The sequence below is a fragment of the Brevibacillus nitrificans genome (assembly GCF_003710965.1).
In the GTDB taxonomy this organism is placed as follows: domain Bacteria; phylum Bacillota; class Bacilli; order Brevibacillales; family Brevibacillaceae; genus Brevibacillus; species Brevibacillus centrosporus.
In genome coordinates this window covers 145,048-157,543 of the sequence record NZ_RHHU01000017.1, presented here as the reverse complement: position 1 = coordinate 157,543, position 12,496 = coordinate 145,048, and the positions used below count along the sequence as shown (strand labels likewise).

Here is a 12,496-nt window from a genome sequence, read left to right as displayed (position 1 = left end):
ATGCCAGACGGGAATATTCGATAAGAAGTTGCAGCCTTTGTCATTTTCTTTTCTTTTTGCTACTTAACTCCTACTTCTGCACGAAAAAAGACACTCAAGAGTCCTATCCTGAGTGTCTTTTCCTCGTTTATCTAACTATTGGAGTTCGCCGGCTACGCGATCCAGCTTGCCTTGGAGCTCATCCAGATCGACGTTCATATCCAGCGCAGCGTACAAACCTGTAAAGTACGCATTCACCTGATCGATGACGCGAGCACGTTCGACCCCGACCAGCTCTGTAAAGAGTGTAGCAAATTGATCAGCCAGCTGTTCATTTCCCGCTGCGACGTAGCTTGCAACCGGTTCCTGCATCCGTTTTTCCAGCTCATCGCGCACCCTGAGTTTGCCGTCCTGTTCAAAAAAGTCCTTCGTATTTTTAAACAGCGCCAGCGCCGGCTGGAAAGCGGAAACTGCTACCGGCAGCTCCTCGGCAAAATGCAGCGTCTCTACCTGACGCGGTTGGTACGGTGCGAGCGTCAAGCCGTTTGCAAAAGCTTGCACGTCATTTTGCCATTGCTGGGCCAGCATAACCCCCTGCTTGTTGAGAAACTTCTCCAGGCGAAGGGTCGTTGCACGCAGTTCCTGAGCCAAATCGTAGCTGATGGATCGCAAGAGGTCCGTCAAGCTTCCCTGCAGAGCCTGCTTCATGTTGCGGCCATCGTCTTTGAGTACAGACGAGTTGAAAGCGAAGTTGAACAGCTCGTTGAAGCGGAAGAAAAGGCGCTGCTTCACATAGTAGAGCAGCTCTTCCCTTTCCTTTGCCAGATCGCGTTCAAAGGAATTCGTCGCGAGCGACTCGACAGCTGTCAATGCGGAAGCCTGTGCCGTTTGCGCCGCTTCCTTGCGAGCCAGTCTTTCGCTCTCGCCTGACTGCGCCATTCTCATAAACTCAGTCAGGGTATGATGGGCACGACGAATTTCACCGATCGCCGCGTTTACAGCGATTTGCGTCAATTCCTCGATGGTAAAGCGCAGGAACTGTGCCTCGAAGTTTGCCATGCCAGACAGCTTGAATGCTTCCTCGGCTGGCATCAGCTCTGCGCCTTCTGCAGTCTGCGTCCGTTGGCGGTACACCTTTTCCGCAGATGCTGCCAGCTTGCCTTTTTCGTGCATGCGCGCCAAGAGAGCGGTCTGACTCGATACCGGATAGATGCGCGGCAGACGGATTCCGCAGGTCAAAAGATTTTTCTCCACGTGCGTAATAACGCCTTGCAGCTCTTCCTCGGAAGCCGCCAAATCGGCTGCGTTCACGATGAAGAACATTTTATCCATCTCAAACGTATCCTTCACGCGTCCCATTTGCAGCAAAAACTCGCGGTCAGCTTGGGAGAATGCGTGGTTGTAATACGTAACGAACAAGACAGCATCCGCGTTTTTCATGTATTCAAACGCAACACCGGTATGACGGGCATTGATCGAATCCGCACCGGGGGTATCCACCAGAACGATTCCTTGATCGGTCAGGGGACAAGAGTAGAACAGCTCGATGTACTCGGCAAAGCAAGCCTTTTCCTCTTTGGCTACGAAGCCTTTAAACGCTTGCATATCCACGAGCAGCTCCCCGTCGAGGTGCGCTCCCATTTCCGGCAGACCTTTCGTAACGGCCTTCAGAAACGTATAGTGCGGCTTGGCGGTCGGTGGAATTTGCGCGACGTCGATTTTTCCGAGCTCGGCAAGCGCAGCTTCCAAACCGGAGGCATGGAAACCAAACACAGCCAACGAGCGCAAAACGTCCTGTTCAATCGCGTCTCTGCTTTTCAGGACCACACGGACGGTTCCATGTGGATACTCGTCGGTCGGAGGCATGATTTTATTGATCGCGGCCGTAGTCGGATTTGGGGAAACCGGCAGGACCATATCTCCCATCAGCGCATTGGCGAAGGAGGACTTCCCTGCACTAAATGCTCCGAACAACGCAACGGTAAAACGGTTGGCTTCGAGACGATCCGCCCGATCCAGCATCGCTTGCGCCTGTGCTTGCATACCTGGTACAGCGACGATTTCTTCGCTTGTGCGTCGAAGCTTCTGTGCCGCTGCAAACAGTTTTTCTCTCAATTGGTTCATGATACTTGTTCTCCTTTTTGCCAAATCGCCTGCAACTGCTCTCGTTGTCCCTGCTCCGCTGCTGTCAGCGCAGCCAGCTTGCTGTGCACCTGTGCCAGCTCGCGCAATTGATTCAGTCGTGCTTGCAGCCCTTCGCTTTGCGCCTTTACCTGCTGCGCCAAGCGAGAGACCACCTGCTCGATAAAAGCAAGGCCTACGCGACGGTACTCCAGCTTGATCCCGTTTGAAAGGTCACTGCAATAATTCAGCTCGTATTCCCGAGACTGGGCCCCATCCTTGATATGAGCAGCCAACAGCTCCGGTGTAAGCGCGATTGTCGTCGCATGTACAGCGGCATTGTACTCCTCATCGCGTATTTCGTACGCCTGCGGCAGCTTGTTCATCAATTCCTTGAAGTGGAAATCCAGATTTCCGGCCACTTTTTCACGCAGATCCGCCAGCAGCGCTTCTTCTCTGCGTGCTCGCTCTTCCTCGGTCTTTTTGCCCGCAAACAAAAAGCCCATCTTGAACCCTGGCTTTCTGCTCTCCAAATAGCTCCGCGCCGCTTCATTCGTGCTGAAGTAGGTCAAACGCGCATTGTCCAAGAGCACCGTGAGCTCTTTTTCCATTTTGCTGCGCGCTTCTTCTGTCCGTTTGTCCAGCGCAGCCGTCTCTGCTTCTGCCTGCTCCAGCGCCCCCTGAACAGCCGCAGCATCCCGCTGATCCAAGCCTTCTACGCTTACATCATCCAGCTTGCTCTCCCATTCCTGGCGCACGCTTTCATTTGCTGCCTTCCATACCTGGATATGCTCCTCGATCAAATGCTCAGCAGCACTTTTCACACTGTGGCCAACCAGCTCTTCCCGATTTGCGATCAGGCTCGACAGCTTGCTTCTCAGCTCTTCGTACTGGTTTTCCGGATGATCCGGCTCAGCCAGCGAGGTGTAGAAAATACCGTCTGGATGAATGTTCCAGGTCGCAAACGCTTCTTCCACACTCTCCTTGTAGCTGTCAAAGTCCAGCTCAAAATCAATGTGCTTATCGATCATGTTCACGACAAGATAGACCGGTTTTCCACGGTCTTTCAACGTTTTCGTGAAGTTGAAGTTTTCCTCAGCCTGTACGTGGTTGTAGTCCATCATGTAAATGACGACATCCGCCAAATGGAGGGCGGATTCGGTTGCGATTTTATGCGCAGCATCCGTCGAGTCAATCCCCGGTGTGTCCAGCAGACTGGAATGCTCGTCGAGGAATGTTCCCGGGTAGGAAACTTCTACAGATTCCACCGTATCTCCGTCGACTGCAAACTGCTTGAGCTTCTCCATCTCTGTGTCGGGATCGAAGGTGATCACGCCGCTGTTCAACGTGTACACGCGCGCCGCCTTTTCCCCTCCGCGAATCTTGACCACGTTGGCACTGGTCGGAATCGGATTGGAAGGCAGCAGATTTACACCTAACAGTGTGTTGATCATCGTCGATTTCCCTGCGGAAAAGTGTCCACAGAAAGCGATGTTCAACTCTGCGCGCTTTGTCTTATCCGCAAGCTGCAGCATTTTCCCTGGGGTCGTTGTATCCCCGTTTTCTTTCATCCGCGCCGCTAGTTCTTCCCATGTATGAGCAAGCCGGGTAAAATCCATCTCCCGGATCAATACTTGACTCTGAAGCACTTGCCTACCACCCTCTCCTACGATGCAAATTCTCTCTACTACCTCTCTATTCTACCATGCCGAATGTACCATACCTGATGCGGTTGTTCAATTATTTGTGCGAAAGTTTCGAGTGGAACTTTCATCCGCATACTTTCCCCTTCTTTTGGAAAAAATCGCTCTAACATGTTATTCGCTTTTTTTGACGGGGGGAACTCTCATGTTGCGCAGAATACTAGCACAGCATCGCAGGCAGAAAGCTTCCTCATCCGAGCTGCCCAGGCAACAGGCAGCACAGCCCATTTCTCTCTCCTTGTCTTCGAATTTGCAGGAGAACTTAGACACCATCAAAACCTTGCTGGGCAATTCACACGATCTCTTAACGCGCTCCTTTTTCATTGGAAATACCCACCATTCCTGCGCTGTCGTCTGCATTGACGGCTTGGCCAACAGCGACATGGTACACGAACAAATCCTGGCCAACATCCAGTTGATGATTTCTACAGCGGAAAAAACGGTACCCGACGACCCCGAGGAGATCCTCTCCCTTTTATTCGAGGAAGTCTTGTCCGTCATTGAAATAAAAAAAGAATCTGATTTCCAGTCGATGCTCGATTGTGTCCTATCAGGCGATACCGCGTTACTGATCGACGGCACCAATCAGGTCATCGTCATCGACAGCAAAGGCTGGGCTACGAGAGCTGTGGAAGAGCCCGCGGCAGAAGGTCTCGTTCGTGGACCGCGTGATGGCTTTACAGAGAGCATCCGGGACAATACGGTACGAATTCGCAGAAGAGTCAAAGACTATCATTTGCGGTTCGATGGATCAATCGTGGGGGAACGAAGTAAAACGGATCTCGTTGTCGCCTACATCGACAACATCGTGGACAAAGAGCTGCTGGATGAGGTCAAGCGCAGACTCGCCACGATCGACATCGATGAAGTAGAAGAGTCCGGATTCATTGAGCAGTGGATCGAGGATGATTTCTTATCCCCATTTCCGCAAATTCACAGTACAGAGCGCCCCGACAAAGTAGCTGCTGCTCTCTTTCAGGGACGGATCGCGATTTTGGTGGATGGCACCCCCGTCGTGCTGATTTTGCCCGTTACCTTCGGATTGCTCCTCCACTCCCCCGAGGATTACTACGAAAGATGGATTGTCGGCACGCTGGCTCGGTTGCTTCGTTACATCGCCTCTTTTTTGGCTGTCTTTTCACCATCGTTCTACATCGCTCTCGTTACCTTTCATCCTGGCTTGATCCCGTCTGACTTAGCTTTTTCCATTGCCGCGACTCGAGACGGTGTCCCCTTTCCTGCCTTTCTCGAAGCCATCCTGATGGTTACCACGATGGAGCTGCTGCAAGAAGCGGGACTACGCCTGCCGAAACCGCTGGGGCAGACCGTCGGCATTGTAGGAGGTCTCGTCATCGGGGATGCCGCCGTGTCTGCCGGGATTGTCAGCCCGGTCATGGTCATCGTCGTCGCGCTCACCGCGATCGCATCGTTTGCCATCCCCTCTTATCAGCTGGCGATGGCCTTTCGGATGATTCGTTTCTTCGCGATGTTCGCTGCCGCTGTTTTCGGAGTATATGGCGTCATTCTCAGCTTCATTGTCATCATGATTCATCTGTCCAACCTGACGAGCATCGGCTATCCGTACTTATCGCCTTTTGCCCCGCAGATGCCACGGGACTGGAAGGACCTGGTTCTTCGCGCGCCTATCACCTTCTTGAGAAAACGACCAAAATCACTGCATACACAAGATGAAACTCGCATGAGAACAGGGGATCCATCATGAGCGCTCAAACATTAGCCGAAAAGCTGATCAGCAAAAACCACATGGGAATCAACATCGCCTCCGTAACCATCGGAGTGGGTATCCTGACATTCCCACGCACCTTGGCTAAAGCGACGGGAGCCTTTGATGGTTGGATTTCTGTCGTGATCAGTGGTGCCGTCGCCTTCCTGATCGGCTGGCTGCTTGCCAAGCTTGCCGCTCGCTTTCCCAGGCAATCCTTTTTTGAATACACGTCCCTGATTGCCAGCAAGCCGGTCGGCTACGTCTTAACCATCCTGATTTGCATCTACACGATGCTGTTTGTCTCTTTTGAGGTGCGTGCGATTGGTACTATCGCCAAGCAATATTTGTTTTACAACACGCCAGTAGAGATGATCACCCTGAGCTTTTTGCTGGTGGTGCAGTATGCCGTAGCAGGCTCACGCGTTGCTCTGCTCCGCCTGAACCTCTTGTTTCTGCCCGTCGTTTTGTACGTCATTGTGGTAGTACTGGTGTTTGCCCAGCCTCTCATCGAAATCGAAAACGTTCGTCCGTACTTTTCTTCGAGCTGGAGATCCCTTTTGCAGGGCTCCAAGGATGTCGGACTTTCCTATTCCGGATTTGAGATCATTCTTTTCTATACGATGCTCATGAAACGCCCGGAGGAAGCAGGCAAGTCTGTGTTTTTGGGACTGCTCATTCCTGTTGTTCTGTACATGACGATTTACGTATTTGTGATCGCTGTGTTCTCTGCAGAGGTGGCGAAAAACTTAACGTTTCCGACGATCGAGCTGGCCAAAGAGGTAGAGGTTCCCGGCGGCTTTTTCGAACGCGTCGAGTCTATCTTTTTTACAATCTGGATCATGACTATTTTCAATACCAGCGCGATGTGGCTGGATATTACCGTCCTCAATCTGACTTCCATGTTCAAAAAGGTAGGCAAGATGGTCTGGATCCTGATCCTCTCGCCGATCATTTACTTTATTGCGATGCTACCACAGAACCTGATCGACTTCTTTTCGTTTGGAGACAAGCTGACTTATTTCGGTCTCATTATTGTCTATCTGATACCGATCTGTTTATTGATCATTGCTTTTTTCCGCGGGGTGAAGGGCAATGGGTAAAAAATTACGTCTCTATGTGAGCATGCTTCTGTCCACGATTTTGGTCAGTGGGTGCTGGGATCAGGTACAGATTGAAGAGCGCGGCTTTGTGGTAGGTGTAGCCGTAGATGCCCCCCGCAACGAGAATGCAGAGGAGCAAGCGGAACAAGAAGCGCCCGAAAAGCCAAAGGGAAAGCAGCGTTTCCTGGTTACCAACCAGATGGTCATTCCCGGAGGACTCGTAGCTGGTGGTCAGTCCACCGGTCAAAACACCACGAACGAAGCGTATCTCAACATCGTCTCGGAGGGTGACTCCCTGTTTGAGGTATCGCGCGAATTTGCAACCCGTACGAGCAGAACTCCTTTTTACCAGCATCTAAAGATCATCATCTTTTCCGAGGAAATCGCCCGCTCGAAAAACGGCTTTGGCAACGCCATCGATGTGCTGCTTCGCGATCCCGATGCACGCCGCAGCACCAAGGTCTTTATTTCCAAGGGAGATGCCAAAAATGTCATCGAAGTGAAGCCGAAAACAGAGAAGCTCCCTTCCCTGTACATCAATTCCATCGGAGAAAACAACGACAAAACGGCACGTATGCTGCCTGTCATGCGGATCGGAGATGTACACGAGCAGCTCCTCAATCAGTTCAGCTTTACCCTGCCTCGTATCACGGCGGAAAAACAGGAAGTAAAGATAGCTGGCGCCGCTCTTTTCAATAGCGATCATATTATGGTGGGATTCTTGGGCGAGGAAGAAACGGAAGGCCTTAATTTCCTGATCAACCAAATAAAAGGAGGCCTCTTGAAAGCCAAATTTAAAGAGGATTTGGGCGTCCTGAGCATTACGGGGGCAAAAAGGAGCATCGTCGCGGATACACGAAACAAGGAGCACTTGAAATTCACCTATCAGATCGAATGCGAAGGGGCGATCATGGAGTCCTTTGACCAGATTGATCTGCTCAACAAAGAGGTGATGGAAAAGCTTCAGCTGGCATTCGCCAACGAGATTGAACGCCTATGCCGGGATACGATTACCAAAGTGCACAAGCAGCTTCCTGTAGACGTCATCGGATTGGGCAGCCATCTGAAGCAATACCACAAGAATCTATGGAAAGATATCAAGAACGATTGGGAAAAGGGCAAGCGTTTGTACGAAAAATCCGAGATTAAAGTGGTCGCTCAAGTGTACATCCGAAACATTGGCGGGATCAATCGCGCCGAACTTGGAAGGTGATTTTCATTGAAGTATTTATTAGGACTGCTGCCCCCTTACCTGACTTTTACGGGTGTCATTCTCTCGTTTCTGATCCCCTTTCTCTTTTTGAAAATCAATACAAAAATTCATGAACTCGGCGATCCCCCCTGGAAGAAAAAGGGACAGACCAAATCGTAAAAAGCTCACCTTTGGGGTGAGCTTTTGCTTGCAACGATATGGTTGGATGGTAAGTTCCATCCTGTTCAATACTCCCCTGCGAGGACATCCGCAAATGCCTTCGCATAAGCCGGCAGGTCTGGTGGACGTCTGGAGCCGATGATGTGCCCGTCAACAACTACCTCTTCGTCTACCCAAATCGCCCCGGCGTTCTCCATGTCATCCTTGATTCCGGGAGTGGACGTCGTCTTCACACCTTGGAGAATTTTGGCGGATACCAGGACCCAGCCAGCATGGCAAATGTGCCCGATCGGCTTTTTCACCTGGTCCATCTCCTGCAGAAAGGTGAGAATCTCCGGATAGCGGCGCAGCTTGTCGGGGGCCCAGCCGCCAGGAACCAGAACGCCATCGTAATCCACCGCGTGCACTTCGTGAATGGACTTATCCGATACACAAGGGACGCCGTATTTTCCTTTATAGGTATGATTCGCCTGTGGCCCTACGAGATCGACGACAGCCCCTTCTTCACGCAATCGAAGAACGGGGTACCACAGCTCGAGATCTTCAAATTCATGCTCCACATAGCAGACGATACGTTTTCCAGAAAGTCTCACAAGATCAGCCTCCTTTTTCTCTCATTGTAGCAGGACTGGAGCCTAGATACCCTTATACGAGCCCAAAATCATAAGAAAACTCTAGCGATGCCTGTTCTAGGAGGAGCGACCGCGTTTAAATGGAAGGCTATTCATGCGCTCCGGAATTCATCAACGTAAACGCTTATAAATTTCTATACAATGAAAAAAGTGAGAAACAGGTTTTACACTCTGTTTCCCACCTTACGTAAGAAAAGCACTATGTATAGATAGCTGGTGCCGGTAGAGGGACTTGAACCCCCACGGTTTCCCTCACGATTTTGAGTCGCGCGCGTCTGCCAATTCCGCCATACCGGCCAATCATGAAATCGACGGTTTCATCTGGTCGGGAAAACAGGCTGTCCAAGCAAAGAGCTCTACCAAGCTGTATCATTCCCTAAATTTCGACAAATTTCGCACCGTCAACACTTCATTACTATACAGGCAAATGGAGCCAAAATCAATACCGGATTTTTCTTACAGAAATGAAGAGAGGGAGACCCCGACACAAAGCGCTGGCAGCTATTTCGATGCCCTTTTTCGTGCCTTCGACTCCCTCTTTCTTTCCTCACATGCACCGGGCACAGCATCCTGCCAACGGCGTCCGCTCACGTCCGGGCAAGCTAAACGGGTAGTCAAGAGGATGACGCCCTACGACGATCCAGCTTCCATCTGCTCTTTTTCGCAGCTGGTACACGCGAAAAAAACGGTCGCTCGGATCAAAGGCAAACCAAACAGCTAACGTGACATTCGATCCACACCGTGAAAGCAGCTGTGTTTTTACAATAGGTGGAGCTCCGATCGTATCCCCTACCGGCACTGCCAATCGACCGTTGATCCGGCGTAAATCCAGATTTCTGATCACGCGGCTCGCCAGGCAGGGTGTCATGCTTTTTTGCAGAAACCGGCGAATTTTTGCGATCGATGAAAAACGCGGAGGCAGTATTCTCCCGCGGTTGCCTACTCGTTTTTGGGCGGAGAGCACGATGGTAAAAAAAGCTCGCTCTGTATTTCTCACCGCTTGCACCCATTTCTTTTTCATCCCGCATTCCTCCCTCCTATCAAGGGTATGCAGACGGAAGCGCAAGCGGTTGGGCTTCTGCCCTGCATACATATTCGACATGGAGAGCGGACAAATTATTGTGGTGCTCTGCCAACATCACTTCGAGGAGGAACAAGCATGCCAAGCCAAATCAATACGGACTCCCTGAAAAAAGCCGAAGTTTCTACTGAACTCGCGAAAACGATGATCAACCAAGCCATCCAGCAATCTGCTGCAAACCCGCAGCTCGCGGAAGAAGCCCTCAAACAAGCTTCTCAGGAAATCGCCCAGGCGCAAACCATGGTGTCCCAGGTGCAATCCACCATCCAAACGCAGCAGCAGCAACAACAGCAACAACAATCCAAGTAAGACCTTCCTTACCGGCAGTGGGCAAATCCGATGATGGGGACTTCCCTTGTCTGGATTTGCCTTCCTGCTCTACTGGTCAAATCTCTCTCCCTCTCGTAAAATGGGCTTACAAACCCGCATGGGGATGATTGGGAGGAGATCATGTTGCTTCAACCGTCTGGGATTAATCATTTCCTTTTTTCCGTGTCCGATCTGGAACGGTCTTTTGTCTTTTATCGCGATGTGTTGGGAGCCAAACCACTCGTCCGCGGGAGAAAGCTGGCTTATTTCGATTGGAATGGATATTGGCTGGCTCTGAATGAAGAGGTGGACATTCCTCGTCAGGAGATCCATCAGTCCTACACTCACCTCGCCTTTTCGATCGCGGAGGAGACTTTTGATTCCTGGCTTGAGCACCTCCAAAAAAACGATGTCTCCATCTTGCCTGGCCGAGAACGCGACGTGCGTGACAAACGCTCCATTTACTTTACCGATCCTGATGGACACAAATTCGAGCTGCATACAGGTACACTCCAGGATCGGCTTGGATATTATCGACAGGAAAAGGATCATATGACTTTTTTTGAATAGGATAGGTTGAACTTATGTTCTTCTTTACAAACATTTCACAATTTCCTAATAGATCTGGCCTCCTCGCCCTCCCTCTGCAATTTGGGCAAATGATATAATGAAGTCATCAACGACCTATTCATTTCGCGAATAGGTCGTGCTTTATGAATAGACGGAGGTATCGAAATGTTTGGTAAGCGAGCCGTACAAGTACAAGCCATGCCGATTCAGGAAAGCGATATACCGATGACGGAAACATTAGAGGGTAAGCTCAAATTTTTGCAAATCAACCAGGAGGATATGGAGCGAATCCGGAAGCTGGATCCGCTGCTCCACGAGCATTTGGATGCGATCACCGATCGGCATTATGAGATGCTGAAAGAGTTCTCCAACCTGATGCACATTCTCGAAGCCAATTCGACGATTGAGCGCCTTTCTGCCTCTTTCCGCCGTCACCTGCAGTCACTGCCTGCCAGTCAAATGGATGATGCCTTTGTCGTCGGCCGCGAGAAAATCGGTGAGGTTCACAGCCGGATCGGTCTGACTCCCGAATGGTACACAGGCTCCTATTTACGTATATACGAGTATATGATTCCCGCCATCGTCCAAGCCTACTCCTCACGTCCTCAGGAGCTTTCGCATGTCATTTTGTCCCTGATCAAACTGCTCACCCTGGATTCCCAGATCGTCTTGCAATCGTATCAGGAAGAAAACGACTACAAAGTCATCGACCGTCTGGGACACGTCCTCGAGCTCGTTATGCAAATCGACAAGATCAAGCACGTCCTCGATACAGTCGAGACAACAACGAAGGAAGCCAGCACGGTGCAAAATGCCTCGGAGCAGCTGTCCGAATCCGTCCAAAGGGTAGCTCACTCTGCCCAGCATGTTGCTGAAAACGCTACCACCACGATGGAGCAGGCGATGGCTGGCAAAGAAATCATCCAAGCTTCCTTGAGCAGTTTCCTGTCCATGGCCGATGAGTTTTATGAAATGAAGACCAAGATCGCTCACCTGATGACTTCCATTGAGAATGTCTCGCAGGTCGTACAGGTCATCCGCAGCGTGGCTGATCAGACCAATCTCCTCGCCCTCAACGCTTCCATCGAAGCCGCTCGTGCAGGAGAGCATGGCCGCGGCTTTGCCGTCGTCGCTGAAGAAGTGCGCAAGCTGGCGGAGCAGACCAAGCAATCCGCGCAAAGCATAACCGCCACCATGCGCGATGTCCAGACCGAGGCACATGAAGTCAGTCAGTCCGCTGATCAGATGAGCGACCACGTCACCCAGAAAGTCAGTCAAACGCGGGATGCCATCGAGCTGCTCGGGGAAATCGTCGGCAACATAGAAAACGTCGGCCGTTCCACTGGACACATCGCCTCGATCGCGCAGGAGCAGTCGGCTGCCACCAGCGACATTTTCCACCGCATCTCTCAGGTTCAGCACAATATGGAGCTCATCGCGGAAAACGTCGCTCATGCAGGCCAAAATGTGTACGACATCGGAGCCGCGATCAACAGCTTGCACAAAATGAGTGTCAGCCAGACAGCTCAGCTCAAAGCCAAGCACTATCTGCGGATCGTCAAAACGGATCATCTGCTGTGGAAATGGTGGCTGTACAACTTCATGCTCGGCTATCACCACATCGAAGAAAAAGACCTGGTCGACCATCAGCAATGCCGTTTGGGCACGTGGTACAGGGAAGTCAAAGGGAATCCAAGCATTTCTTCCTTGCCTGCCTTCCAGCAGCTGGAGGAGCCGCATCGCCGGTTCCATGAAATCGTTCGGGAGATTTATCAGCTGGTTCACGCAGGAAGACAGCAGGAAGCCGAAGCAGCCTTTTTGTCACTGGAGGACATCTCCGCGCTCGTCCTGCAAAAGCTCGATGACCTGGCAAAGTCTATTCGCTAACCCGAGAGGCTTTGTC

The 12,496-nt window shown here is 51.2% G+C and carries 11 protein-coding genes and 1 tRNA gene; 7 read left to right on the top strand and 5 right to left on the bottom strand.

Features of this window, described 5'->3' with window-relative positions; all coding sequences use genetic code 11:
- Positions 1-135: 135 nt before the first annotated feature.
- Together EDM59_RS23995 and EDM59_RS23990 are read right to left on the bottom strand one after the other, a co-directional pair.
- A complete protein-coding gene (locus EDM59_RS23995; RefSeq protein ID WP_122925924.1) occupies positions 136-2,103 on the bottom strand; it encodes a dynamin family protein in 1,968 nt (655 codons plus the stop codon).
- Positions 2,100-3,749, bottom strand: coding sequence for a dynamin family protein (locus EDM59_RS23990; RefSeq protein ID WP_425456024.1), 1,650 nt, complete (start codon positions 3,747-3,749; stop codon positions 2,100-2,102). Before EDM59_RS23990 ends, EDM59_RS23995 begins: the two co-directional genes overlap by 4 nt.
- Positions 3,750-3,948: 199 nt before the next feature.
- Between EDM59_RS23990 and EDM59_RS23985 the strand changes: the two genes are divergently transcribed.
- The 4 genes from EDM59_RS23985 to EDM59_RS31195 are packed head-to-tail and all read left to right on the top strand — an operon-like array spanning position 3,949 to position 8,001.
- Entirely contained in the window at positions 3,949-5,526 is a 1,578-nt protein-coding gene (locus EDM59_RS23985) for a spore germination protein (protein WP_122925923.1), read from the top strand.
- Entirely contained in the window at positions 5,523-6,629 is a 1,107-nt protein-coding gene (locus tag EDM59_RS23980) for a GerAB/ArcD/ProY family transporter (RefSeq protein WP_122925922.1), read from the top strand. Before EDM59_RS23985 ends, EDM59_RS23980 begins: the two co-directional genes overlap by 4 nt.
- A complete protein-coding gene (locus EDM59_RS23975) occupies positions 6,622-7,842 on the top strand; it encodes a Ger(x)C family spore germination protein (protein ID WP_122925921.1) in 1,221 nt (406 codons plus the stop codon). The genes EDM59_RS23980 and EDM59_RS23975 overlap by 8 nt, the downstream gene beginning before the upstream one ends.
- Before the next feature lie 6 nt (positions 7,843-7,848).
- A complete protein-coding gene (locus tag EDM59_RS31195; protein WP_183193025.1) occupies positions 7,849-8,001 on the top strand; it encodes a hypothetical protein in 153 nt (50 codons plus the stop codon).
- A 65-nt stretch (positions 8,002-8,066) separates the two neighbouring features.
- On the opposite strand, the gene EDM59_RS23970 is transcribed toward EDM59_RS31195, so the two are convergent.
- From EDM59_RS23970 to EDM59_RS23960, 3 genes are all read right to left on the bottom strand, one after another.
- On the bottom strand, positions 8,067-8,594 hold the full coding sequence (locus EDM59_RS23970; RefSeq protein ID WP_122925920.1) for a type 1 glutamine amidotransferase domain-containing protein: 528 nt from the start codon (positions 8,592-8,594) through the stop codon (positions 8,067-8,069).
- Positions 8,595-8,847: 253 nt separating this feature from the next.
- Positions 8,848-8,930: transfer RNA gene (locus EDM59_RS23965), tRNA-Leu, on the bottom strand.
- Positions 8,931-9,180: 250 nt separating this feature from the next.
- Positions 9,181-9,654: a hypothetical protein gene (locus EDM59_RS23960; protein WP_122925919.1), complete on the bottom strand. Its 474-nt coding sequence runs from the start codon at positions 9,652-9,654 to the stop codon at positions 9,181-9,183.
- A 138-nt stretch (positions 9,655-9,792) separates the two neighbouring features.
- Here EDM59_RS23960 and EDM59_RS23955 point away from each other — a divergent pair, with 138 nt between their 5' ends.
- The 3 genes from EDM59_RS23955 to EDM59_RS23945 all read left to right on the top strand — a co-directional run bounded on the left by EDM59_RS23955 (position 9,793) and on the right by EDM59_RS23945 (position 12,480).
- Entirely contained in the window at positions 9,793-10,023 is a 231-nt protein-coding gene (locus EDM59_RS23955; RefSeq protein WP_122925918.1) for a hypothetical protein, read from the top strand.
- A 141-nt stretch (positions 10,024-10,164) separates the two neighbouring features.
- The gene (fosB, locus tag EDM59_RS23950) at positions 10,165-10,593 is read left to right on the top strand and encodes a metallothiol transferase FosB (RefSeq protein WP_122925917.1); all 429 of its coding nucleotides are present in this window, start codon (positions 10,165-10,167) and stop codon (positions 10,591-10,593) included.
- A 165-nt stretch (positions 10,594-10,758) separates the two neighbouring features.
- A complete protein-coding gene (locus tag EDM59_RS23945; RefSeq protein ID WP_122925916.1) occupies positions 10,759-12,480 on the top strand; it encodes a protoglobin domain-containing protein in 1,722 nt (573 codons plus the stop codon).
- Positions 12,481-12,496 lie beyond the last annotated feature (16 nt).

Excerpts from the sequence above, each read along its gene's own strand:
- EDM59_RS23995 (WP_122925924.1), bottom strand. The coding sequence starts at position 2,103 with ATGAACCAATTGAGAGAAAAACTGTTTGCAGCGGCACAGAAGCTTCGA.
- EDM59_RS23985 (WP_122925923.1), top strand. The coding sequence starts at position 3,949 with ATGTTGCGCAGAATACTAGCACAGCATCGCAGGCAGAAAGCTTCCTCA.
- EDM59_RS23980 (WP_122925922.1), top strand. The coding sequence starts at position 5,523 with ATGAGCGCTCAAACATTAGCCGAAAAGCTGATCAGCAAAAACCACATG.
- EDM59_RS23975 (WP_122925921.1), top strand. The coding sequence starts at position 6,622 with ATGGGTAAAAAATTACGTCTCTATGTGAGCATGCTTCTGTCCACGATT.
- EDM59_RS23960 (WP_122925919.1), bottom strand. The coding sequence starts at position 9,654 with ATGAAAAAGAAATGGGTGCAAGCGGTGAGAAATACAGAGCGAGCTTTT.
- EDM59_RS23955 (WP_122925918.1), top strand. The coding sequence starts at position 9,793 with ATGCCAAGCCAAATCAATACGGACTCCCTGAAAAAAGCCGAAGTTTCT.
- fosB (WP_122925917.1), top strand. The coding sequence starts at position 10,165 with ATGTTGCTTCAACCGTCTGGGATTAATCATTTCCTTTTTTCCGTGTCC.
- EDM59_RS23945 (WP_122925916.1), top strand. The coding sequence starts at position 10,759 with ATGTTTGGTAAGCGAGCCGTACAAGTACAAGCCATGCCGATTCAGGAA.